Here is a 22584-nt window from a genome sequence, read left to right as displayed (position 1 = left end):
CGCGCCAGGGAGTTCCCCGTAGTGGGGGTACTGTCAGACTCCCCTTGCCCCGGTCGACTCAGGAATGGGCTTGCAACATCCGCTCGACGGCGGTGACGACCGATTGTCGGCGAGCGGCATCCCCATGGCTGCCGGCTCGGTTTTCCTCGAGTCCGGTAAGTCCTTTCGGGGACAGCTGCCAGGCTTGCGCGATGGCGTAGACGAAGACCAAAACGTCGACGCCCGACAGCGGTCGGGCCGCAGCCGTCGCGACGGCAAGCGCCTTGTCCCGATAGGCCTCGCGCGGCTCATCAGTGGCCTCTGGCCGCTCGAGCTGAGCCCACATACACAGCCGGAGTACCTCGGGGAAGCGCTGATGATGATCGAACACGTCCCCGGCCCAGCCGGCAAGGTCCTCGGGACGCGGGGGGACGTTCTCGGCCATGCGACGCAGCGCGTCGGCCACGGTCGCATCGAACAGGCCGCTCTTGCCGCCGTAGTACGCGTAGATCATCCGAACGTTGCACTGCGCCTGAGCGGCGATCCGCTCAACCCGGCCACCCGCATACCCGTGCGCGGAGAACTCGGCGGTTGCCGCAGCGAGGATCCGCGCTCTCGTGGCTTCGGCGTCGCGGGCCATTACCCTCTCCCCTGCTTTGAATTGACGGCATCACCGGCACGGGCTAGCTTACAAGTAAGTATCCATTTACTTATCTGATGTGGGGACGACATGGCCCGAATTGCACTCGTGACCGGCGCCAACCGCGGACTCGGACGAGCCACCGCGCTCGCGTTGGCCAGGAACAAGATCCGAGTCGTCGCAGCCTCGCGAAATGGTGCGAGTGGGGTCGTGGACGACATCGTCGAAGCGGGAGGTGAAGCCATCGCGGTCCAGTTGGATGTCGCAGACCTATCATCCGTCGAGGCGGCGCGCGTCGCTGCGCTCGCCGGCATCGGGCAGGAGTGGAACGCCAGCACCATCGACGTGCTGGTCAACAACGCCGGGGTGGGCCTGTTCGCGCCGCTCGGCGCCATCACGGTCGAAGACTTCGACGCCACCTTCGCCGTCAACGTTCGTGGCCCGCTTTTCGTCACGCAAGCTTTCTTGCCCCACCTGTCGGAAGGAGCAAGCATCGTGAACGTGTCGAGTTCGCTCAGCCGACACGTCAGCCCGGCGGCCTCCGTCTACGCGGCATCGAAGAAGGCACTCGAAGCACTTACCCGCAGCCTCGCCCTCGAACTCGGCCCGCGGGGCATTCGGGTCAACTCGATCGCCCCCGGCCCGACCGCGACCGACTTCAACGGCGGAGCCATGCGCGACAGCGAAGCCATGCGAGCGGAACTCTCCGGACAAACCGCCCTCGGGCGAGTGGGCGACCCGGATGACATCGCCGAGGCGATCTGCGCCCTCGTGTCCCGTGAGTTCCGCTGGGCAACCGGTGAACGCCTCGAGGTATCCGGTGGCGTGTTGCTGTGACCGGACGCGGCGCCGTCGGGGACAGACGCTGCCGCCCAACGGCTCTCGCCCCAATCGATCTGTTCGCGGCGTCACCCGAGCCGCCGAGTGCGCCACCGCGACAGATCCGCATCGAGCACCGCAGGATCCCGTTCGGGAAACACCTCGCCGGTGATCTCCAGGTGCCGGATGCGGTCGAGGTGAAATCCGCGGATGCCTTCGCGCAGCCGACACCATCCCACGAACATCCACGAATCGCCGCCGCGCAGCAGACCCATCGCCTCCACGTCACGGGTGGTGTGGGTCGCGCCGTCCTCGGAGGTGTAGTCCAGCCGTACGACCCGGCGCGCGGCGATCGCCTCGGGAATGAGCGAGGTCGTATCCATCATGTCTGTGTTCTTGTTCATGACATCAGCATCAGTCACCGCCGCGACAACGGTATGTCGGTGTTTGCGCCCCGACTCGGTATGGATGTTCGGCGTTCATGACGGTTGTGGCTCGTCGATCGCACGTCGAGTTCTGCGACAACTGCAGGGCACGAAGTCTTAGTCTCTCCCGACGACGACACGGTGAACAGCGACAGCACACACGGAACGCCATGGAGGAACGATGCCGGATATGAGCCCCGTCGCCGAGTTCGACTTCGTCATCGTGGGCGCAGGCAGTGCGGGCTGCCTGCTCGCCAACCGGCTCAGCGCCAACCCGGATCACCGGGTGCTCTTGATCGAGGCCGGCGGCACAGACAACTGGTTCTGGATCAAGGTGCCAGTGGGCTACCTGTACACAATTGCCAACCCCCGCACCGACTGGTGCTTCACGACCGAGGCCGACCCGGGTCTGGCCGGCCGCAGCATTCACTACGCGCGGGGCCGTGTGATCGGCGGCAGCTCGTCGATCAACGCCATGATCCATATGCGCGGGCAAGCGTCCGATTACGAGCTCTGGGCACAGGCCACCGGTGACGAGCGCTGGCTTTGGGGCGGCCCGGACGGCGCCGGCGAGACGTTGTCGATCTACAAGGATTTGGAGGACTACTTCGGCGGAGCCGACGAGTGGCACGGTGCCGGTGGCGAGATCCCCGTAGAGCGACCGCGGGTGCGCTGGAAGATCCTGGACGCCTGGCAGGCCGCCGCCGCCCAGGTGGGTATTGCTCCGATCGAGGAGTTCAACCGCGGAGACAACGCCGGCAGTGCGTACTTTCACGTGAACCAACGGCGTGGCCGTCGCTGGTCGATGGCGGATGCCTTCCTGCATCCCGTCTCCCACCGACCAAATCTCACCGTCTATACCCAGACCCAGGCCTTACAGCTGCTGATGGACGGCCAGGTCCACGACGCTCAGCGTCGCGGTGCCTGGACCACTGCTGCGCACCGTGCCACCGGCGTGCGGCTGCTCAAAGACGGTCGGACCATCGACGTTCGGGCCCGCCGGGAGGTGATCCTGAGCGCCGGAGCGATCGGGTCGCCGCATCTCATGCAGGCCTCGGGTCTGGGCCCGGCCTCGCTGCTCACCCAGCATCAGGTGCCGGTGGCGGTCGATCTGCCCGGAGTGGGTGAAAACCTCCAGGACCACCTGCAGCTGCGAACGGTCTACCGGGTACGAGGCGCCCGGACCGTCAACACGCTGTACCGCAATTGGATCACCCGTGCAGGCATGGGACTTCAGTACCTGCTGCTGCGATCAGGACCCATGACCATGCCGCCCTCCACGCTGGGCGCTTTCGCCAAAAGCGACCCCGCACTGGCCAGTCCAGATCTGGAGTGGCATGTGCAGCCCTTGTCGTTGGCCAAGTTCGGCGAACCTCTGCACAAATTCGGGGCGATCACACCCTCGGTGTGCAATCTGCGACCCAGTTCGCGTGGCCACGTACGCATCACCAGTGCCGATCCAATGACGTACCCGAAGATCGTCTGCAACTACCTGTCCACCGACGACGACCGTCGAATCGCCGTGCGGGGCTTGAGGATGACCCGGCAGATCATGGCGGCGCCGTCCCTGGCCCGCTACTGCCCAGAAGAAATGCTTCCTGGCCCGCAACTGGTGAGCGACGACGACCTGCAGCAGGCGGCTCGTGAGCTCGGTACCACGATCTTTCACCCGGTGGGCACCTGCGCGATGGGAGCCTTCGACACACGCGGTCTGCCGAGGTCGGCGACCACGGTGCTCGACACCGAGTGCCGGGTGTACCGCGTCGCCGGCCTTCGCGTGGTCGATGCTTCGGCGATGCCCACCATCACCTCCGGCAACACCAACGCGCCGGTCATGATGATCGCAGAACGCGCAGCGCGGGCGATCCTGGGATGAGTCGGTCGATTTCAAGACGCGCCGATCCGGAATAAACCCCGCACCGGTGAACTTGGCTCAGGAGTCGCCCCTTCCCCGACTCAGGAGCATCCATGACCCGTCCCGTCCGCGTCGCCGTGCAGATCCAGCCCGGCGGCGCACCCGATTACCGCACCTGGCGTGACGCCGTCCTGGCCGCCGACGACTTGGGTGTCGACGTGATCTTCGGCTACGACCACTTCCACCGGCCGGCGATGAAGGCCCTCGTCGACGGCAAGCCCGTCCTGTTCGACGAGCAGCCCGACGTCGCCAACTTCGAGGGCTGGACCGCGCTCGCGTCGTGGGGCGAGATCACCTCACACGCCGAGATCGGGCTCCTCGTCACCGGTGTCGGCTACCGCAACGCGGACCTGCTCGCTGACATGGCGCGCACCGTCGACCACATCAGCGGCGGCCGGCTCATCCTCGGCCTCGGCGCGGGGTGGTACGAAAAGGACTACACCACTTACGGTTACGACTTCGGCACCTTCGGATCCCGCTTCGATCTGTTCGACGAGAGCCTGATCCGCATCGAGAACCGGCTCGCTGCACTGATTCCGCCGCCCGTGCGCAAGCTGCCGATCCTCATCGGCGGCACGGGGCCCAAGCGCTCGCTGCCCGCCATTGCCAGGCACGCCGACATCTGGCACGCCTTCCAGGACCTCGACGCCTTCCGCAGGTCCAGCGACCGCGTCGATGAGCTGGCAGCGACGTTCGGCCGCAACGGCGCTGACATCGAACGCTCGACGCTCTGGGGGAACCCCGACGGCGCCGATGCTTTCCGCGAGGCAGGAGTCACTCTGTTCCAGACCGAACTGACCGCCGACGACGGTTACGACCTCACGTCTCTCAAGGAGGTGCTCACATGGCGGGACAATGGGTGACCACGATCAAACGCCGGCGTTTCACGGGCAAACCGGACTCGGCAAGAACTATCTGACAATCCCAGGTCTAATCCCCCCGGTTGCTGACGTCTGCTGATTGACGGTCGATCATGCAGTAATCGAATATGCATTCTTACCAATAGGATTGGGCTCAGTGGCTGGCCCGTGCTGGCGCTATGCCGTAGCGCCCCGTGCGCCGTTCGCCGGGCGGGCGGTCAGGTACAGGAGACGCCGACGACACGGCAGCCGGCACCGTGTCGACTGCACGAGATCAACGCCATCCTCTGTGCACCCGCGCTGTCGCGGCCCACACCCGGTGCCCACCACGCATCGGGCGCCTGCGCGACCGCGCCGCACCCTTTCGTGAAGTTCACGACCGCCCGGCAGTCGCGGGCGCTACAGAGGCCGATGGCCGCGCGCTCGGCCTCGATAGCCGAGTTGTAGCCCTTCGTATACCCCACCTTGCCGGTGTCCGGCGATACCGCGATCGCGCCCCAACCCAGAGCCCCGGCAGTCGGTGCCGTGAACGCCGCGCCCCCGCCGAGGCACCCGGCCACCAGCGAAGTCACAAGCAAACGCCGGAGGGCCACCATAGGAGCGGATCGTATTCGTACCATGCAAGGGCGAGCAGTGGAGACACCAAAGCGGTACCTACCCGAGACTGCAGTGAGATCGCTGCACGACGCTCACACCGCGGAGAGTGCAATCCCGTTCTGCGCCCGTCAGACGCGGTGGAGTTCGAACACGGGGATGGTGCGTGCCGTTCTGGCCTGGTAGTCAGCGAATACCGGCGCCTGATCGGTGATTTCCCGGAAGGCCGTGTCGCGTTCTTCGCCGAGCAACTCGCGGGCGTCGATGTCGTAGGCCTCGGTGCCGACCTCGATACGTGCACGCGGGATCGCCCGCAAGTTGTGCACCCACGCCGGATCTCTCGGCGCCCCGGCATACGAGCCGGTGACCAGCATTCTGCCGCCGACGAGGGAGTACGCCAGCGGAGAGAGCCGCGGCTGTCCGGACTTGGCGCCGGTGGTGTGCAGCAACAGCACAGCACTGCCGCCATAGGCGGCGACGACGCCCGCGTTGGCTCGGAACTCCGCGATGATGTTCTGATTGAGCTCGTTGACGTAACCCGCGTCGGAGACAAACCTGTCTTGGTCGTATTCGGTCACGCCGCGTGACAACATCACACGCGGGGCCCCGTATTCCTCACCACGCGACGGGCAGACCGACAATTGTCAGCAGTTCAGCGGCCAACTCAATGTAAAGCCCTGGCGCAGGCCGAGTTCCAGGGTTGTGTGACAGAATCGACGTGCTCACCGCACCGGGTGCGTTCGGCGTCCGAACAGCGTCGCGCCCGTGTTCGTCGGGCGCGATCCCTCGAGCGGGCATCGGGTCGACACGCGGCCGAAACAAGTCACCGTTAGGTTCGATCGGGAGCTTGTCGAAAGGAGTCGGTCATGAGCACGCCGACACGTGCCACCTACCGCACGATGGCCGAGGGCACCTCGGAGGACTACGCGCTGATCAGTCGCGCCGAAGAGGCGAACAACGCCGGCCTGGTATCCCGCGTCCTCACACTGGTGGAAGCTCTCGCCGACGGGGAGCAGGCGTATCCGATCAGCCGGCTGGACCACTCACTGCAGTCAGCGACCCGGGCCCACGACGACGGGCGGTCGGTTGAATATGTGGTCGCGGCGCTGCTGCACGACATCGGTGACACCTACGCGCCCCATGCCCACGGCGCGTTCGCCGCAGCAGTCCTCGCGCCCTATGTGTCGGAACGGATGGCCTGGATTGTGAAGGTCCACCCCGAATTCCAGCAGTATTACTACGCTCCGCACATGGGTGGTGTCCGCGATGCCCGGGAGCGGTATCGCGGCCACCAGTGGTTCGACGATTGTGTGGAGTTCTGCGAGAAGTACGACCAGAACTGTTTCGATTCACGATTCGAGCATCGTCCGCTCGAGTTCTTTCGCCCGATGGTGGAGCAGGTCTTCGCCCGCCAACCGTGGGCCGCGCACTGATCCGCATCCAGGACACAGCTACTGCACGCCTGGTATGGACGATCGCCGACCCCGAGGGGCCCCGATCACTACAACGGCGCCGCACAGGTCATCGAGGAGCGCGACGGTGTCCGATTCGTGTGGACCGCCGACGTGCTGCCGGACGAGGTGGCACCTCAGGTCGTCTTCCCGACTGACAGGAGCAGGGACCCTGTGCTCAGCACTCGGGAAGTTCCCTGCTGGCATCCAGCGCACGAGCCAGACCCGTTGTGACATAGCACAATTCGCCTGTGCCGTCCCGTGGGCCGCAACGGCTGATCGATCCCCCCAGAGCTGCAATCCGAGGATAGACAGGCGGCGCCTGGCATCTGACTGACTTGATACGGTGGTCGGCGTGGCCAAGCGCAAGTGGAGTGACCTGTCCCCGACACAGCAGAGAGCCGTCGTCGTGCTCGGCGGCGTCGAGACGTTGGCGACCACCGCCATGCTGGTCGACCTGGCGCGACGCCCGGCATCGAAGGTCCGCGGCCCGAAGCTGCTGTGGCGGACGCTGTCGGTGGTGCAGCCGGTTGGTCCGCTTGCGTACTTCACCGTGGGCCGGCTGTCCTGAGTATCGCGCCGCCGCGCCCACGGGACTTCTCTCACCCCTCCCTACGACACGAGCAGCAGCGCAGAGGTGGCGAGCATGACGGCGGCGGTAAGACCGTGGACGCCCCAGGCGATCGATTTGGGGCCGTCGTTGCCGAGCACGATGACCGTATCGGCGACCGGAATGATCGTGGCGGCCAGAATCACCCAGCCGAGCAGGTGTGTCGCGCCCGAGACCATCAGGATGAAGACGAAGAGTCCCGATGCGATATCGCGGACGCCCTTGACGCTCAGGTAGGCGCTGACACCGTGCTGGCCGAGATCCGGTGCCACTCCGTACCCGGCGGCGGCGGCCCGCGGTGAGACGATGAACCGCGCACCGATGACGATGATGGCCGCTCCGATGAGTCCGGCGAGTGTGTAGGCGATGGTCGTGACGGTCATGGGAGGACTCCTGGGTTCGTTCAGTGGATCGGCGAGAAAGCCGCCGGGTCAAGCAGAATCGACTCGACGTCGACGATCTCGTCGACGTCGAAACCGGTCATGTCGGCGGCGAACTCGGGGCTGGCCATGACCTCCCGGGTGACCTGTTCGGGGTCGGCGCCATGCGGGTAGCGGATCAGCGCGACGAGTCGATTCGCGCCGCCACCACGCTCGGCCCACACGCCGTGGGTGGTGACCCCGAACGCGTCGAAGGTGGCCGAGTGGCGAGCCCAGTGCACCGACGCGTACCGGTACAGCGATTCGGGTGACCGCAGGGTGTAAATCCTGAGTTGAAACATTGAACGCCTTTCTCCGCTGGTCGAATTCGTCTGGTATCGATCAGCGCGTCATGAGATCAACGCCAGGCAGAGAGCGGCCATTGCCACACCCTGCAGTACGGCCCGAACGCCGATGACTCGGTCCCACTTCCCCTGCAGGGCACGCCCATCCGGTAGCGGCTCACCGCCGTCGGCGGCCGCGGTCAGTCGACGGTTGATGGGCAGGCACACACCCGCGTAGAGCGCGAGCCAGACCAGAAGCAGGGCCAGTGCGATGAGCGCGGCGGTCGCCTGGACCCACTGTGCGGACGCCACCGCCAGCGCCAGTGTCGCCGCGGTGGCCAGCACCCCGAGCGCACCCGGCACCGGCATTCGCCGGTCTCCGTATCGATGCACGCTTCCCATCACGGCGACCAGTGCGCGGTCGTCGACCGCCGACAGGGCCGGTCGCAGGACGATCGCGCAGAACACGTCGGTGCCGTAGACCACCGCGGTGCCCAGAATCGCGACCAGTGCGGCGACGCTGGTGATGTGCTCCAGGGCCATTGGCGTACTCCCGTCCCGTCGGTGACTAACTGCTAGCAACGCTAACCCCCTGACCCGCCATGGTCAATAGCGCCGCTAGTATCAGTAGCGGTGATAATATGCGGTATGGCCATCGAGGATCGCCGTGAGCGAGAGCGTGCCGCCCGGCGGCGGTTGATCGTCACCACAGCCCGCAGGTTGGCCGAGGCCGAGGGCTGGGACGCCGTGACAACCCGCCGGCTGTCCACCGAGATCGAATACAGCCAGCCGGTCTTGTACAAGCACTTCACCGGCATGGACGCAATCGCCGACGCTGTCGCCACCGACGGGTTCGGGGAGCTCGCGGAGGCGATTCGGGCAGTTCGCTCTCAGGCCTCCACGCCGAGCGATGCACTCGCGCGAATCGCGCGCGCCTACCTCGACTTCGCCCGCGAAAACAACGCCGTCTACGACGCGATGTTCACCCGCGCGACCGCCTTGCGTTTCGCCGCCGAAGACACACCGTCCCAGCTGGCGTCGGCGTTCGGTGAATTACGTGAAGCGGTCGCCCTGGTCGCCGGCGAAGAGGATGCAGATACGCTCACCGAGTTGTTCTGGGCTGCGCTGCACGGGCTGGTCACGCTCGGCCGCGCCGGCCGGCTGCGCGCAGACCACGGCACGGAACGTCTTCGACTGCTCGTCGACCAATTCACCGGCAGACAGCGAACGAACCTGTAGCTCAACCGAACCCACTCGCCGGTCGGTGCTGGGCAAAGAATGGGGTCAGGCGCTCGCTCGCGCCGTCATCCACGGTGCGAGGTCGCCGCCCGCCGCAGGTGCTGGGCGTCGGCGCCGGTGATCGTCACCGCGGCGATGACGATTCCCGTCACGATCCCCACGGCCGTGTCGAGAACACGGTCGAGAGCGACCGACGGCGCCAGGCCGGCTCCGAGTCCGGTGAGAAGCAATGCCATTGGAGTCACGGCCAACGATGTCACCGCCTACTGCGGGCCAGCGAAGTCGTCTCCACCACGCTGCTCAGTGGGGCGTCGATCACCAAGATCGCCGACAGTCTCGCCCGCCGTGATCTCCTGGTCAGGCAGAAGTCCGAACGTGACGGCCGCGTGGTCCTCCTCGCCCTGACCGATGCGGGACGCACGGTCACCGACGAGGAGATGCCCCGCCGCCTCGCCGATGACGAGCAGTTGATCGCCGCACTCACACCGGCCGAACGGGAGACGCTGGCCGGACTGCTCCGGAAAGTCTGTGCCGCGCTGGGTGAGTGAGTGGAAGTCGCGATGACTTCGCCGACGCGTGCGGGTCTATCCCTCCATCGACACAACACACTCATCGGGAGCTGGTATGGGACTCATCGACATCGAGTTGTTCGCGACCTTGGATCTGGTCGGGCAGTCGCCCGGAAGCCCTGAGGAGGACCCGGTGGGATTCTCGTTCGGCGGGTGGCAGGCGCCCCTGCTGGACGAGGTCTCCGGCACGCAGGTCGATACCGCGTACGAGGGAACCGACGCGCTCCTGCTCGGTCGACGGACCTACGACATCTTCGCCGCGTATTGGCCGCATCAGCAGGGCGGCGAGGATGGTGCGATCGCGGCGCTGTTCAACAGCATCCCGAAGTACGTGGCGTCTCGTGGCAGGCCCGATCTGTCGTGGGACGGGACCACACAGCTGGGACCGGATCTGGTCGGTGAGGTCAGGCGGATCAGGGACCGGCACGAGCGCATCAAGGTGGTCGGCAGCCTGAACCTGGTGCAGACCCTCCTGCGGGAGAAGCTCTTCGACCGCCTCGACCTCTGGGTGCACCCGATCGTGCTCGGCGTGGGGAAGAAGGTGTTCGACGGTGGCGCGGTTCCCACCAACCTCAGGCTGCTCCAACCGCCGGCAGCCAGTCCGACCGGAACGGTGTATCTGCGCTACGGCGTCGCCGATGGCATCCCTGCCACCGGGGACATGAGCGCACCCGATCGGGGCGTTGGCGACCAACCGGCCACCGCGTGAGGTGGCCGCCTCGTACGGTCACCGGTCAGAACAATTCGGGTGTCACCGGCGGGACGTCGTCGAGGAACGCACTCACCACCGGCGCCACCACGTCATACGCGGCTGCGATACCGATGTGGGACATCGCTGGCAGCACCATCAACCGCGCGGCCGGGACGTCTTGGAGGACTCCGGTCGCCGCTGCCTGCTCGTCTCCCCCACCGCGCAATCTGAACATCTCCACCGCATGTTCGAGCGTCACACCGTCGGCATCCCCGATGACGACCATCGTCCTCGCGGGAATCGAGCGCATCTGCTCCTCGCTGATGTGTTGATCGTTGACGTTCAACCCCTTCATCTTGGCGATGTAGGCGTCGAACTTCGTGGCATCGGGCGTGTGCTCGAGGAACATCTTCTCGACGGCCGTGCCGGCGAACATGTCGGCGCCCAGTCCCCCGATGGCTTCGCCGACCACCGGATACCAGCCGTCCCGGCGGAATGTCGCCGACATCGCGACCAACTTGTTCACCAGGGTTCCGTGCCGGACGGCGAGCTGTAGCGCCACCCCGCCGCCCTGCGAGTACCCCATGACGTCCGCGCGCTCGACTCCCAGCGCGCGCAGCAACGCGGCGGCATCATCTCCGAACTGTTCGTAGGACATTCGCCGTGATGTGTCCGGGGTTCGGCCGTGCCCCTGTTGATCGAACACGATCACGGCGCGCTGGTGCGCGAACGCCTCCGCCCATGCCTGCATCGAGTCGGTGGCCATGAAGGCGCCCGGAATCAGCAACAGCGGCACCTTCGAGCCGTCGAGTTCGCCGTGCACCGCGTAGTAGAGGTTCAACCCGTTGATCGGCAGGTGACCACTGCGTGCGTCCGTCGTGCCCATCGAATTCCTCCAGCTTGGTGTGCGGTCCTGCTTGCAACAGGAGCAGACCTGCCGAGCGTCCGATACTCACCGCGCGAGACGCGGCCCATCCGCTCGGCGAAGTCACCGAACGTATACGCCGTGGCCGCTCGGGTACGCACGACGCACCGCGAGCACGCGATACGGAACGCAGACAAAGGAGGAGCCATGAGTGATCCTGCGGTAGCGAACCGAACGGGGGCAGGGAGGATGCGCATCCCGCGAAGTCGTGGTGCTGTCACAGGAATCCTGTTGATCGGGCTCGGTCTCTGGACGGCGCTTATCCCCTTCATCGGGCCTGGGGTCGGGTTCGCCTATGCCCCGGACGACGAGTCGGTGTGGACGGCTTTGCGCGGTTGGCTGCAGGTCCTTCCGGGTGTCGTCACCGTCGCGGGTGGGGTCCTGCTCCTGCTGTCGCGCAACCGGGCCACTGCGCTGTTCGGCGCATGGCTCGGCGTGGTCGCCGGCTCCTGGTTGGTCGTCGGACGGGCGGCGGCCGAACCGTTGGGGTTGGGGTCGGTGGACGCACCCGTGGCCACCGGTGGCGCACGCGAATTCTGGCTCGAGATGACCCACTTCACGGGTGTGGGGGCGCTGATCATGTTTCTGGCGGCACTGAGCATGGGACGTCTGTCGGTGCGCAGCCTGCGCGACATCCGCTACGAACACGCGTCCGCCGGCACCCTTGGCACGACGGACGAACACCGCCACGACCCGCACACCGATCCTGTGCGCGCGTCGAAAAGTGCGGAGACGGAGCAGCGGCCGATGCGGAAACGTCTTGAGCACCTCATCGGCACCAATACCTCTACGGCGCGATGACCGTTACCCGGGTGCTGGCGGGACCTGGTCATCCACGTCGATCAAGGCGGAGTGGTCACCCAAGTCGGCCGTGGTGATGACGCTGAGGGACCCGTCGGATTCGAGGACCACCGCGCCGACGTCATTCAGACCGCCGCGACCGGACGAACGGACCGCCTGTCGCACGTCGGCGCGGCTGACTCGTTGCTTCCGCATCGCATCGTCGCGAAAGGATCCATGGGCGAAAAGCAACGATGGGCGGGACGTGAGCACCGCGCGCCCGATACGCGGCCGGGATGCCACGATGGCGGCGACGTACTGAAGCGCTGCCAACAGGATCAGTGCGACGATCCCCTCGGTGACCGACACGCTGGAGTTGAGGAAAACCGTGGCCAGCGTGGAGCCGACGGCCACAGTCACCACGAGGTCGAAGGCATTCAATTTGGCCAACGTGCGTTTGCCCGACATGCGTAGCACCAAGATGAGCACGGCATACGCGACGGTGCCGGCGATCAGCACCCGCAGCAGGTCGTTCCAGTCGTCAAACCACACGGAGTCCACCTGCCCGACCGGCCACGCGGGGGGCGCGGGATGAGACCGGGCGGCGCATCAGACGGTGCCGATGAAGGGACCGACGACACACAGTGCGGCCGCGGCGTCCAGATTGACCCGCTGACGGATCCGTGCCAACGCATCGTTGAGCAGGCGGGAGATCTGCACCTGGGAGACATGGAGCCGACGGGCCACCTCGCGCTGCGTGAGGCAGTCGAAGAAGATCATGCCGACGATCGCCCGTCGCCGAGGGTCGAGATCAGAGATGGCCTCCTGAAGCAGGATGAGGTCTTCCACCCTGCCGTAACCCGGATCGTCGCCTCCTTGCATCGAGCCCACTGTGTCGCCGTCGTTCTGCGCGGTGAGCAGCGGCGCGTCGAGCGATACCGGCCGATAAGCGGTGGTCGCGGCTTGGCAATCCCCGAGCTCCTCGCTGCCGACATCGAGTTCCTCGGCCAGTTCGACGCCCGTGGGCGTGCGGTTGAGTCGCTGCGAGAGCGTGTTGACGGCGTCGCGCATGCGCAGCTGGGTCTCCTGCACTTTGCGGGGCACCCGCACCGTCCAGGTGTTGTCCCGGAAGTGCCGTCGGATCTCTCCTCGGATCGTGGGGACGGCGAACGCCAGGAAATGGCCCTTGTCCGGGTCGTAACGATCGACGGTCTTGATCAACCCGATACGGGCTACCTGGATCACATCCTCCGACGGCTCGCCACGCCCGACGAATCGGTAGGCGATGTGGTCGGCGATCGGTACGCACGCGGTGATGATGTGCCGACGCCATCGCTGCCGTTCGCTGTCGTCGGCGCTTTCAGCGAGACGGTCGAAAAGGCGATCGACATCGACGTCGTTGCCGTCATACGGCGTATCGATGCCGGGTGTTGAAGTCGCCTCCGGGTGAGCGTGGACGGTCATGTAACACGCCTACCCGCCCCGGGATGCGTAAACGCTCGATCACGCAATCGTTGCCGAAACGCAATAAATGCACATCCGCCGGGAGCCTGCTCGGGGCGAAACTCCTCGACGTATCAGAATCCCGCGGAGGGGAACCATCGCCGTGACAGGAGGTGGCGATGACTTATCACTCGAGGGGACGCTGGAGATCACCCGATCGTCGTCGGCGAATTTTCACGTGGGCAGAGGCCGCCGTTCAGCGGGTCGGCGGCCACAGAGCCGCCACCACCGGGCCTTCGTCATGGGACTCCCCCGCCGCGGCCGCAAACTCCGCGAGCGCGTCGGCCAAACCTTCGCGCGCCGGGGCGGGCATGCGGCGCAGCACCTTCTCGATGGCCGCCCGACGTTGACGCGTCACCTTCTGCACCAACCGCCGTCCGGCCGCGGTCAGCGTCAAGGTGATGTTTCGCCGGTCGACTTCGGCCTCACGCCGATCGAGCAGACCCGCCTTGGTCAACCGGTCGCACGTTCGACTGGCGTTGGACGGATTGACGTCGAGTTCGGCCGCGACCGAGGCCAGGTTCATCGGCCCGCGGGTGTAGATCAAGACCAGCACCCGCCATTGTGGCACCGTCACCACGTCCTCGACGGCAGCCAGCGAGGTGGCGGCGATACCCACCAAGGCGCGAGATGCCCGCAACACCGCGTCGGTCTGTTCCGCACTGGGCCGATCGTCGACGGGGCGTGCCTTCTGCGGCGCGTTCATGCCTGCATCTTCACCGGCGCTGGGAACCAACGCAACTCACGGCTCCGGCGCGCCGAAGTCCAATCCGCACCGCACAAGAGCAAACCATGAGGGAAAAACAATGGGACTGACACCGACTCACCACTTCAACACCTCGCTCGTGATCATCACCGCAGTGGCGTTGGCCACCTCGGGTTGTGGGGAGGATCCCCCACTCGGCTCGTCCAATCGCGGCTCGGGGTCGGAGACCGAGCGCACGAGCGTCGAGAACGCGTTCATCGTGCCGACCTTTCTCCCCGGCCGTTGCGCCATCCAACTGGACGCCGGCGCGGAGATGCGTTTCACCGTGGCCAACGGCGATCCGACCGAGAGTGAACGGCTCCTGAGCGTGTCGACGAGCGCATCGTCGGACGGCGACATCGCCTCGGGCGTCGAGATCCCGGCGGAGTCCACTGTGAGTTTCGGACAGCCCACCACAGCGGCGGTGGACGGCGGTGGCACCGTGTCGGCGGTGCAGCTCGGGCGACTCGCGCCGAACCTGACGCCGGGAATGTCCGCCAGCGTGACCTTCCACTTCGATCGCGCCGGGGACATCGAGATGCCGGTACCGGTCGAGGCGTGTCCTACGCAGCAGAAGTGAACGGGGTTGGAGGGCTTGAACTTCGGCCGCCCGTGGTGCGCCCGCATCATGGACGCCGAACAGGATCGGCGATCAGCAGCGCGCCGATGGCCAACATGCCCAGGATGATCGCCGGGACCGTCCACGCCGGGTAGTAGATCGTCCAGATGACCATCAACGCCGTCGCCGCGGTCGTCAGTGCCAACGCGGTGGTCGACGCCCACCTCGCACCGGTCATCGCGGCGAATCCCACCAGCACCATACCGACGCCCAGCACGACGTGAATCAGTCCCCACCACGGTTCGTTCAGCTTGAAAACCCATCGCGGGCCGTACCGCAGGAATTGGTCGTAGAACAGTGTCGAGAGCCCCAGCAGGAAGCTGAAAAGGCCTGCTGCGACGACGAACAGGCCGCCCGCCAGCGATGCGCCGCCTCGCCGGCCACCGGTAGGGGGTGCGTCTTCGGGAGAGTTGTCGACCATCTTGGCCACTCCTCGCGATCGATCGATGACTTCGCCGCAGTAGTGCCCGGGTGACCGCTTGGTGATACTCCGGTCAGCAGTCGGTACGGATCGCGAAGCGCGCGGTGGCCTTTTCTTTCGGGGCGTCGTGGAAGTAGCCCTCGGCCGTGCCCGTCAGGATCAACGTTCCCTCGACGATCGACGCCGAGGCGGCACCGATGGTTCCCTCCCAGAAGCTCCCCGTGAAATTGCCCAGATCGTCGATCCGAACGGCGCGGGGTTCAACCGTCGCACCGGTCTTCACCTGGGCCCCGAAACCCGGTGTCTCACGGAGCGTCTCCACATACCAGACCCACTCGACCTGCTCGCATCGAATGCGGGGCCGTTCTCCGATGTCCACGCCGTTGATCAGCACCTCCGCGGTGTGGGTGCCAAGCGCGGAGTAACCGTCCGAACATCCCGTCGCCGCGGATGCGGCCGCAACGGCGGCCGCCAGGACGGCGAAACGCGCCTGCGCGGTTCGGTTGTGCGCACTCATGCCGCTTCATTACCCGGCACGCGGACGCTGATACCTGCCCCGGGCTGGCCCCGAGGTATCAGACTCCAGCCATCGGGGTACGTGTGTCGCCATGCGATGCGCACCGTCTCCCGCCGGGATCGTCGGCGCGGCATTGTCTGCAGTGCTGCTGGTCCCCGCCACCGCAGGGTGTGATTCGACGCCCTACCCCACCGGCGAGAACTTCACCACCACGGTGCAATCTCCACCAGACGGTGCCGCGGCGACATCGGTGGCGCCGGGCTCGTCCCCCGTGGTGCTCGACGTAGGCATCTCCGATGGTTCCGTCCGGCCGACGAACGCGAGGGTCAGCGCCGCTGTGGGACAACGCGTCGAATTACGTGTCGACAGCGATGAGGCAGGGCAGATCCGCGTCACGACGGACCCCGCCCGGACCTTCGAACTGCTTCCACAGGATGATCAGGTGTTCGGCTTCACCGCCGACGAACCGGGCGAAGTCACCATCGAGGTGCGTAACCCCGATCGTACGGTCGCGACCGTCCAGGTGGGCCCGTGAGGACGCGACGGATGCGGCGGGCGGAGGATGCTTAGCCGCGCCGGGGTGGCCGAAGCGGTGCGGTCGCGCTTGTGGCCGCTGCCGATGTTCGCCCTGGCAGCGGCTCTCGCGTGCGGAATCGCGATGCCGGAGGTCGACGCCGCACTCGACACGCGGTTGCCGGGAGCGGTGGAAAGGATTCTCTTCGGCGGCGGCGCCGATGCCGCCAGGGAAGTGCTCAGCGCGATCGCGGGGTCGTTGATCACGGTCACCTCGCTGACCTTCTCACTGACTTTGATCACACTCCAGCTGGCCAGCAGCCAGTACTCCCCGCGTCTGCTGCGGACCTTCGCCGCCGACCAAGTGGTCCAACGCACGCTGGCACTGTTCCTCGCCACATTCGTGTACGCGCTGACGGTTCTGCGCACCATCCGCAGCAATGACGAGTCAGCCGACTTCGTCCCGCAGTTGTCAGTGACGATCGCCTACGTGCTCGCCGTGGTCAGCGTCGGTGCGCTGGTGATGTTCCTGGCTCACCTCGTGCGGCAGATCCGCGTCGAGTCACTGCTCGACCAGGTGTGCGGCGACACCGTCGCCACCGCTGCGCGGATGTTGCGCCGGCGGGAAGACGGTGACGCAGGCACGGGTGACCCACAGGCAGTCACGCCCCCCGGTCGCGGTGTGGTCATCGAGTCGGGAACGTCGGGGTTCCTCGTAGAGATCGACGAAGCGGACCTGCTCGCCACGGCCGTCCGCCACGATGTCGTGCTGCGGATGGACCGGCCCGTCGGCAGTCCGTTGACCGCCGGTGTGCCGGCCGCTCGGTGTTGGCCCGGCCCGGGAACACAATTGGACGATCAGGCGCTGCGGGACATCAGGCAGCACGTGTCCGCCGCGCTGCGCACCGGACCGGAGCGGACCAGCGCTCAAGATCCTGAGTACGGTTTGCGTCAGTTGGTCGATGTGGTCATTCGGGCACTCTCGCCGGGAATCAACGACCCCACCACCGCGGTCCATGGACTGCATTCGTGCACCGTCGCGCTGTCCGAACTGCTCGGGTACCACCTGGGTCCTCATATGGTGACCGACGAGCACGGCGATGTCCGCGTGGTGATCATCCGTTCCAGCTTCGCCGAACTTCTCGCGTTGGTGTGCGCCCAGCCGCGGCTCTACGGTGCCGACGACCCCGCCGTACGGTATGCGATGCTGACGCTCCTGCACGACCTGGCGTGGAAGGCGACTCTGCCCGACCACCGGGCCGCTATCGCGGAGCAGCTCACGCACTTGCGACGAGTGGCCCCGCAGGATGTCGGGACAGTCGATGCGCAGCGCACAGAGCTCTTGTACCGAGAGGTGTTGTCGGTGCTCGACCGACAGCGGGACGAGGATCAGGAGCGGTCCTGATTCTCGTCGGTGCCGTCGTTCGGAGCGGCCGGCGCCGCCGACGACCGGTTGCGATGCCGCACCGCCGCTTGCTGACCCAGGACGATCACCGCTGAGACGACGCCGAAAATGACGAGTGTTGGCAGACTGTTGCGCGCGGTGAGGATCACGAAGGGCACCAACACCACGACATCGAGCGCGATCGCCAGCAGTGGAACCCAAACCTTGAAGTCCACATCGTGTCTCAACCGACGGAGCAATCCCCAGTGGATCGCGATGTCCATCGACAGGTACAGCATCGCGCCCAGCGAAGCGATTCGACTCAGGTCGAACAGTGCCGCCGTGACGATGGCAGCGGCCGCGGTGATCAGCAGTGACGGGCGGTGCACGCTGCCGGGTACATCAGGCACCTGATGCATGTGCCGCAGCATGTCGTAGAGCCGTGACACGGAGTACAAGCTCGCGATCAGACCGGACATCGTCGCCACGACGGCGACGGCAACGGTCAACCGCACACCCCATGAGCCGAAGAGCGGTTCCGCTGCCTCCGCGAGAGCGTAGTCACGTGCGTCCACGATCTCGGCGACGGACAGACTCCCGGTGACGGCGATCGTGAGTAGCAGGTAGACGACAGCGCACACGACGAGCGAGATGACGATTGCCCGGCCGATGTTTCGGCGGGGATCACGGATGTCGTCGCCCTGATTCGTGATCGTGGTGAAGCCCTTGTAAGCAAGGATGCAGAGTGTGACACCGGCAAGGAAGCCGAGGATTCCACTGCGCGGCGGCGTGGCTTCGGCTCCTGTCTCGAAAACCTGTGACAGCGAAGACAACCCGGTGGCGTAGATTCCGGCGATCGCGAGCACGGCAATCCCGGTGATCTTCACGATCGCGGTCACCGTCGCCGACGACTCGACCCAACGGTTACCCACGAGGTTGACCGACGTCGCGATCACGATCGCCAATACGGCGAGGACAGGCACCAAGATCGCCGAACCCTGCAGTCCGAACGGACGCAGAGCGTAGGTGCCGAAGGTTCGCGCCAGCAGGCTCTCGGCCAGGACCATGGACACATACATGAACAGCGAGAAGGTTCCGGCGACGACGCCGGGGCCATACGCCGCTTTGAGGATCATGGCGATCCCACCCGATGACGGATTGGCGCTCGCGCATCGCACGTATGAGTAGGCGCTGACGGCGGCCACTACAGCGCCGGCCACGAACGCCCAGGGCACGGCCGAGCCGGCCAGCTCCGCCACCTGTCCCACGAGCGCGAAGATCCCCGCACCGGGTCCACGCCCTCCCGATGCTTCGGTAGCTGGTTTGGTGATGAACGTTTACTTCACTTGCGTAGTGGCAACTGATTCAACGACGCAAGTATCGAAGTCCCCGACGAATGGTATCCATGATGACCACCGCCACACAGGTCGACATACTCGCCGATCACCCGATCTGGATCGCGGTCCCCGCGTTCGCCCCAGCCATCGTGGTCGCCGGTGTGGTCGTCTACATCGCCGCCAAGAACCGCCAGAAGCGCCAGGGCGGGCGGTCCGCGCAGGACGGGGCGTCGTGACCTCAGTGGGACGTCGCCTCGTCGCGACCTCCTCCGTGGCAGCAGTGGCGGTGTTCCTGGCCGCGTGTGGTCAGGACAACAGCGAGGCCGCACCGCCCTCACCGTCGGCGATCGCCACCGGGCCCGCCCCGATCTCCGGACCCCCGGAGGCTCTCGTCGTCGAGATGGTCATCAAAGGCGGGACCGTCACACCCGCCAATGCCCGGATGCAGGGCACGGTCGGAGAGCCGATCGTGTTGCGGGTCGACAGTGACACCACTGACGAACTGCACGTCCATTCCGTGCCTGAGCACAGCTTCACCGTCGAACCGAGAAGCGGTCAGGAATTCCAGTTCCGAACCGAGGTGCCCGGCAACGTCGAGATCGAACTGCACGATCTCAACCAGGTGGTGGCCACCGTGCAGGTGGGTCCGGGAAGCTGACCGCTCGCCCGGGGCCGTTCAGCCCGGGGCGTCGGCCAGGCCGCGGCATGAAACTTCACAGCGGCGGCACACATCCGCGCAGACCCGGCAGTGCTCGTGGTGGTCGGCATGCCGAGAGCATTCGTCGGCGCAGCTCCGGCAGGCGGTGACGCAGGCGGCGAGCATCGCCATCGTCAGGGTGTCGTCGTTGCCGGTGTGACGGGCCAAGACGCCCCGTGTCGCGTCACAGACGTCGGCGCAGTCGAGGTCGGTCCGGATGCATTTGGTCAGGTCCGCAACCGATTCCTCACTCAGGCAGGCGTCGGCGCAGGCATTGCACGCGTGGGAGCACTCGGTCAACAACTCGATACAGGCGGCGAGCTCCGCCCGGTCGAAGCGCCCGACATCCTTCGGATTGCTCTGCAACATCGCCGAGGCAGTGTTCATCATGGCTCCTCCGTAGATGATCCATCTGACCTACCACATACCCTGGCGGCTCACCCATATACGTCGTCGATATCGCAATCATTGCGAGTGCGCACCGGTCGCCACGAGCCTCACCGAGCTCGTTCGATTCCGGTGAACACGTGGTCGACGATCCGGTCGACGAACCCCTCGGTGAGGTCGGCGTCGCGGTAGGGCACGAGGATGCGGTGGTAGATCGGGCCGTACAGCGTGTCGAGCACCACGTCGATGTCGAGGTCGCTCCTCAACTCACCGTGGTCCATGCCGCGCCGAACGAGTTCGCGCGCGGACTCGCGACGTGGCTCGACCCACCGGTTGCGGACTTCCTCGCGCAGTACGTCGTCGACCTGTGCTCGCCCGATGACCGCGCGCAGCAGCGTGCCCGTCGGCCCGCGATAGGCCTTGATCAGCGACCGCATGGAGGTCCGGAAACTCTCCCGGACGGTGTCCCCCTCGGTGATCGGCGCAACGGCACTGACATCCTCCAGGAACGCGTCGACCACCAACGCCCAGACATTCGGCCACCGCCGGTACACCGTGGTCTTGCCCACGCCCGCGTGCGCCGCCACCGCCTCGGCGGTGAGCGATTCCAGACCGTGCTGATCGATCAGGTCACGGGCGGCGGACAGGATGGAACCGGTCACCACCGCACCGCGCGGACGTGCCGCGGTGTCGACGCCGTCGGATTTCGTCATCGTCCCCTCGATCAGTTCGGCACCGCAACGCTCATGCCCCCGTCGAGCATCCAGACCGCGCCGACGGCGTAGCTCGCCAGATCGGAGGCCAGGAATGCGACCGCATTGGCGATCTCGCGGGGATCGGCCGCACGCCCGATGGGTGCCCCCTTCCCGTGCTCGGCCAGATCGTTCGGATCGCCGAGGATGTTGGTCACGGTATCGCCCACCCCGATCGCATTGACCCGGATGCCGTGGTCGATTCCCTCCAACGCGGCGGTCCGCGTCAGCTGCGCCAGGGCCCCCTTCGAGGCCGCGTACGCCGAGATGGTCGGGAACGCCTGGAAACACGCGTAGGAACCGATGTTGACGATCGACCCCTTCGCCCGGGGAATCATCGCCTTCAGCGCCTCGCGGGTGTGCAGGAAGGCCCCGGTCACGTTGGTGGTCAGGATGCGGTTCCAGTCGTCCAGTGTGGTGTCGACGACCGGTCTGTTGACGATGGTGCCGGCATTGTTGACGAGCACGTCGAGCCGGCCGAATGCGCGGTCGGCCAGGGCGACCGCGTCCAGCGCGGTCTGCTCCTCCCCCACATCGCCGACCAGGGGCACCACCGATTCGACGTCGGCGTACTGCTGCTCGACGTCGGGGTTGACGTCCTCGGCGACGACACACATGCCGTACTCGGCGAAGAGCAGGGTCGTCGCCCGCCCGATGCCGCTGGCGGCGCCGGTGACGATCGCGACCTTGCCCTGAAGATCGTTGGTGATGTGAATTCCGCTCACTGAACCTCTCCTCTCATTCTACTAACGATACGATACGTTTCGTTGCGATGGGGGTTGCACGCGGGGGCGGCACCCAAACATCACCGAAGGGCGGCCGTCGGCAGGGATCCGGTGCGGCTGTACCGTCACCACGGTGAACTCACTTCGTCTGCCTTCTTCTGTTGCGCTCGTCACCTGTGCCGCGTCGTTGGTCGTGACGCTCGCCGCGTGCGGTTCGGACACAGAGACGGCGTCGACGAGTTCGTCGGCCAGCACGTCCGCCAGCACGTCGGCCATGGCCGACCTGCTCCCACCTTCGGCGCCCGTGACGTCGGCGGCGGCGAGTACGTGCCCCACGGCGGCGCCGGCCGACGGCGAACCTGAGTGGACCTTCTCCGGCGCCACCGGCAGCGTCTCGGTCACCGGATCCACCGATGCGGCGGCGCCCGCCGTCGAGGTACAGGCCCCGTTCAGCGTGACCGAGACCCAGGTGCACACGCTCAAGGCCGGCGACGGCCCGGTCGTCGCGGAGACGGCCGCAGTCACCGTCTGCTACATGGGTGTCAACGGACGCGACGGCTCGGTGTTCGACAGCAGCTACGAACGGGGTGAACCGGTCGACTTCCCGCTCGACGGCGTCGTGCCGGGCTTCCAGAAGGCCATCGCGGGCCAGAAGGTGGGGTCCACCGTCGCGGTCGCCATGACGTCCGCCGACGGCTACCCCGAGGGCCAGCCCGCGGCGGGTATCCAGCCCGGCGACTCGCTCGTGTTCGCGATCAAGATCCTCGACGCCTCGGGATAACGG

The 22584-nt window shown here is 66.3% G+C and carries 32 protein-coding genes; 15 read left to right on the top strand and 17 right to left on the bottom strand.

What is annotated here, in order from left to right:
- Positions 1-58 precede the first annotated feature (58 nt).
- The gene (locus G6N49_RS09555) at positions 59-619 is read right to left on the bottom strand and encodes a TetR/AcrR family transcriptional regulator (RefSeq protein WP_011855700.1); all 561 of its coding nucleotides are present in this window, start codon (positions 617-619) and stop codon (positions 59-61) included.
- A 90-nt stretch (positions 620-709) separates the two neighbouring features.
- Here G6N49_RS09555 and G6N49_RS09550 point away from each other — a divergent pair, with 90 nt between their 5' ends.
- Positions 710-1456: an SDR family NAD(P)-dependent oxidoreductase gene (locus G6N49_RS09550; RefSeq protein WP_011560019.1), complete on the top strand. Its 747-nt coding sequence runs from the start codon at positions 710-712 to the stop codon at positions 1454-1456.
- Positions 1457-1527: 71 nt separating this feature from the next.
- Here the strand turns inward: G6N49_RS09550 and G6N49_RS09545 are convergent, their stop codons facing one another.
- Positions 1528-1842 carry a helix-turn-helix transcriptional regulator gene (locus G6N49_RS09545; protein ID WP_235679505.1) on the bottom strand — a complete coding sequence of 105 codons (315 nt, stop codon included), beginning with the start codon at positions 1840-1842 and terminating at the stop codon, positions 1528-1530.
- Positions 1843-2053: 211 nt separating this feature from the next.
- On the opposite strand from G6N49_RS09545, the gene G6N49_RS09540 reads away from it, so the two are divergent.
- Both G6N49_RS09540 and G6N49_RS09535 read left to right on the top strand, forming a co-directional pair.
- On the top strand, positions 2054-3739 hold the full coding sequence (locus G6N49_RS09540; protein WP_179967828.1) for a GMC family oxidoreductase: 1686 nt from the start codon (positions 2054-2056) through the stop codon (positions 3737-3739).
- A gap of 92 nt (positions 3740-3831) precedes the next feature.
- Positions 3832-4641, top strand: coding sequence for an LLM class F420-dependent oxidoreductase (locus G6N49_RS09535; RefSeq protein WP_011560023.1), 810 nt, complete (start codon positions 3832-3834; stop codon positions 4639-4641).
- 215 nt (positions 4642-4856) lie between these two features.
- Here the strand turns inward: G6N49_RS09535 and G6N49_RS29835 are convergent, their stop codons facing one another.
- On the bottom strand, positions 4857-5234 hold the full coding sequence (locus G6N49_RS29835; RefSeq protein ID WP_011768228.1) for a DUF4189 domain-containing protein: 378 nt from the start codon (positions 5232-5234) through the stop codon (positions 4857-4859).
- A gap of 129 nt (positions 5235-5363) precedes the next feature.
- On the bottom strand, positions 5364-5825 hold the full coding sequence (locus G6N49_RS09525) for a nitroreductase family deazaflavin-dependent oxidoreductase (protein WP_011560024.1): 462 nt from the start codon (positions 5823-5825) through the stop codon (positions 5364-5366).
- 273 nt (positions 5826-6098) lie between these two features.
- On the opposite strand from G6N49_RS09525, the gene G6N49_RS09520 reads away from it, so the two are divergent.
- A complete protein-coding gene (locus G6N49_RS09520; RefSeq protein ID WP_011560025.1) occupies positions 6099-6665 on the top strand; it encodes an HD domain-containing protein in 567 nt (188 codons plus the stop codon).
- 373 nt (positions 6666-7038) lie between these two features.
- Positions 7039-7254 carry a PLDc N-terminal domain-containing protein gene (locus tag G6N49_RS09515; RefSeq protein ID WP_011855702.1) on the top strand — a complete coding sequence of 72 codons (216 nt, stop codon included), beginning with the start codon at positions 7039-7041 and terminating at the stop codon, positions 7252-7254.
- 41 nt (positions 7255-7295) lie between these two features.
- Here G6N49_RS09515 and G6N49_RS09510 read toward each other — a convergent pair whose 3' ends face one another.
- Genes G6N49_RS09510 through G6N49_RS09500 form a run of 3 tightly spaced genes read right to left on the bottom strand, consistent with a single transcriptional unit; the run spans position 7296 to position 8539 of the window.
- Positions 7296-7676 carry a DUF4267 domain-containing protein gene (locus G6N49_RS09510; RefSeq protein ID WP_011855703.1) on the bottom strand — a complete coding sequence of 127 codons (381 nt, stop codon included), beginning with the start codon at positions 7674-7676 and terminating at the stop codon, positions 7296-7298.
- A gap of 20 nt (positions 7677-7696) precedes the next feature.
- Complete coding sequence (locus G6N49_RS09505; RefSeq protein ID WP_011855704.1) at positions 7697-8014, bottom strand: NIPSNAP family protein; 318 nt, start codon at positions 8012-8014, stop codon at positions 7697-7699.
- Between the two features lie 48 nt (positions 8015-8062).
- On the bottom strand, positions 8063-8539 hold the full coding sequence (locus G6N49_RS09500) for a DUF1772 domain-containing protein (RefSeq protein WP_011560029.1): 477 nt from the start codon (positions 8537-8539) through the stop codon (positions 8063-8065).
- A gap of 105 nt (positions 8540-8644) precedes the next feature.
- Here G6N49_RS09500 and G6N49_RS09495 point away from each other — a divergent pair, with 105 nt between their 5' ends.
- The 3 genes from G6N49_RS09495 (at position 8645) to G6N49_RS09485 (ending at position 10513) form a co-directional block, all read left to right on the top strand.
- A complete protein-coding gene (locus G6N49_RS09495; protein WP_011560030.1) occupies positions 8645-9235 on the top strand; it encodes a TetR/AcrR family transcriptional regulator in 591 nt (196 codons plus the stop codon).
- Between the two features lie 74 nt (positions 9236-9309).
- Positions 9310-9783 (top strand): MarR family winged helix-turn-helix transcriptional regulator, encoded by a 474-nt coding sequence (locus G6N49_RS09490; protein ID WP_011855705.1) that lies wholly within the window; start codon positions 9310-9312, stop codon positions 9781-9783.
- Between the two features lie 76 nt (positions 9784-9859).
- Entirely contained in the window at positions 9860-10513 is a 654-nt protein-coding gene (locus G6N49_RS09485) for a dihydrofolate reductase family protein (protein ID WP_011855706.1), read from the top strand.
- 25 nt (positions 10514-10538) lie between these two features.
- On the opposite strand, the gene G6N49_RS09480 is transcribed toward G6N49_RS09485, so the two are convergent.
- Positions 10539-11381, bottom strand: a complete 843-nt coding sequence (locus tag G6N49_RS09480; RefSeq protein WP_083045117.1) for an alpha/beta fold hydrolase — start codon at positions 11379-11381, stop codon at positions 10539-10541.
- Positions 11382-11651: 270 nt separating this feature from the next.
- On the opposite strand from G6N49_RS09480, the gene G6N49_RS09475 reads away from it, so the two are divergent.
- On the top strand, positions 11652-12221 hold the full coding sequence (locus G6N49_RS09475; protein ID WP_049771809.1) for a hypothetical protein: 570 nt from the start codon (positions 11652-11654) through the stop codon (positions 12219-12221).
- A gap of 3 nt (positions 12222-12224) precedes the next feature.
- Here G6N49_RS09475 and G6N49_RS09470 read toward each other — a convergent pair whose 3' ends face one another.
- The 3 genes from G6N49_RS09470 to G6N49_RS09460 form a co-directional block, all read right to left on the bottom strand.
- On the bottom strand, positions 12225-12752 hold the full coding sequence (locus G6N49_RS09470) for a DUF421 domain-containing protein (RefSeq protein ID WP_011855709.1): 528 nt from the start codon (positions 12750-12752) through the stop codon (positions 12225-12227).
- A gap of 57 nt (positions 12753-12809) precedes the next feature.
- On the bottom strand, positions 12810-13664 hold the full coding sequence (locus G6N49_RS09465) for a SigB/SigF/SigG family RNA polymerase sigma factor (RefSeq protein WP_011855710.1): 855 nt from the start codon (positions 13662-13664) through the stop codon (positions 12810-12812).
- 235 nt (positions 13665-13899) lie between these two features.
- Positions 13900-14409 carry a MarR family winged helix-turn-helix transcriptional regulator gene (locus G6N49_RS09460; RefSeq protein ID WP_011560037.1) on the bottom strand — a complete coding sequence of 170 codons (510 nt, stop codon included), beginning with the start codon at positions 14407-14409 and terminating at the stop codon, positions 13900-13902.
- Between the two features lie 100 nt (positions 14410-14509).
- Here G6N49_RS09460 and G6N49_RS09455 point away from each other — a divergent pair, with 100 nt between their 5' ends.
- Positions 14510-15028 (top strand): copper chaperone PCu(A)C domain-containing protein, encoded by a 519-nt coding sequence (locus G6N49_RS09455; RefSeq protein WP_011560038.1) that lies wholly within the window; start codon positions 14510-14512, stop codon positions 15026-15028.
- Between the two features lie 46 nt (positions 15029-15074).
- On the opposite strand, the gene G6N49_RS09450 is transcribed toward G6N49_RS09455, so the two are convergent.
- Positions 15075-15488, bottom strand: a complete 414-nt coding sequence (locus G6N49_RS09450; protein ID WP_011855711.1) for a DUF7144 family membrane protein — start codon at positions 15486-15488, stop codon at positions 15075-15077.
- Between the two features lie 73 nt (positions 15489-15561).
- A complete protein-coding gene (locus G6N49_RS09445) occupies positions 15562-16005 on the bottom strand; it encodes a lipoprotein LpqH (RefSeq protein WP_011855712.1) in 444 nt (147 codons plus the stop codon).
- Positions 16006-16096: 91 nt separating this feature from the next.
- On the opposite strand from G6N49_RS09445, the gene G6N49_RS09440 reads away from it, so the two are divergent.
- Complete coding sequence (locus tag G6N49_RS09440; protein WP_041925062.1) at positions 16097-16540, top strand: hypothetical protein; 444 nt, start codon at positions 16097-16099, stop codon at positions 16538-16540.
- 27 nt (positions 16541-16567) lie between these two features.
- Complete coding sequence (locus G6N49_RS09435; protein ID WP_011560042.1) at positions 16568-17923, top strand: DUF2254 domain-containing protein; 1356 nt, start codon at positions 16568-16570, stop codon at positions 17921-17923.
- On the opposite strand, the gene G6N49_RS09430 is transcribed toward G6N49_RS09435, so the two are convergent.
- Entirely contained in the window at positions 17908-19233 is a 1326-nt protein-coding gene (locus G6N49_RS09430; RefSeq protein ID WP_049771812.1) for an APC family permease, read from the bottom strand. The genes G6N49_RS09435 and G6N49_RS09430 overlap by 16 nt on opposite strands.
- Positions 19234-19310: 77 nt before the next feature.
- On the opposite strand from G6N49_RS09430, the gene G6N49_RS09425 reads away from it, so the two are divergent.
- Positions 19311-19475, top strand: a complete 165-nt coding sequence (locus tag G6N49_RS09425; RefSeq protein ID WP_163647378.1) for a hypothetical protein — start codon at positions 19311-19313, stop codon at positions 19473-19475.
- A complete protein-coding gene (locus G6N49_RS09420; RefSeq protein ID WP_011560044.1) occupies positions 19472-19897 on the top strand; it encodes a hypothetical protein in 426 nt (141 codons plus the stop codon). The genes G6N49_RS09425 and G6N49_RS09420 overlap by 4 nt, the downstream gene beginning before the upstream one ends.
- Positions 19898-19915: 18 nt before the next feature.
- Here G6N49_RS09420 and G6N49_RS09415 read toward each other — a convergent pair whose 3' ends face one another.
- The 3 genes from G6N49_RS09415 to G6N49_RS09405 form a co-directional block, all read right to left on the bottom strand.
- Entirely contained in the window at positions 19916-20323 is a 408-nt protein-coding gene (locus G6N49_RS09415; RefSeq protein WP_011560045.1) for a four-helix bundle copper-binding protein, read from the bottom strand.
- A gap of 110 nt (positions 20324-20433) precedes the next feature.
- Positions 20434-21036, bottom strand: a complete 603-nt coding sequence (locus G6N49_RS09410) for a TetR/AcrR family transcriptional regulator (RefSeq protein ID WP_011560046.1) — start codon at positions 21034-21036, stop codon at positions 20434-20436.
- Positions 21037-21047: 11 nt separating this feature from the next.
- A complete protein-coding gene (locus G6N49_RS09405) occupies positions 21048-21800 on the bottom strand; it encodes an SDR family NAD(P)-dependent oxidoreductase (protein ID WP_011855719.1) in 753 nt (250 codons plus the stop codon).
- Between the two features lie 148 nt (positions 21801-21948).
- Between G6N49_RS09405 and G6N49_RS09395 the strand changes: the two genes are divergently transcribed.
- Positions 21949-22581, top strand: a complete 633-nt coding sequence (locus G6N49_RS09395) for an FKBP-type peptidyl-prolyl cis-trans isomerase (RefSeq protein WP_041310156.1) — start codon at positions 21949-21951, stop codon at positions 22579-22581.
- Positions 22582-22584: the final 3 nt, after the last annotated feature.

It is taken from the genome of Mycolicibacterium monacense (genome assembly GCF_010731575.1).
Classification (GTDB): domain Bacteria; phylum Actinomycetota; class Actinomycetes; order Mycobacteriales; family Mycobacteriaceae; genus Mycobacterium; species Mycobacterium monacense.
The sequence above is the reverse complement of the archived record's forward strand: the minus strand, read 5'-3'. Positions and strand labels throughout refer to the sequence as shown.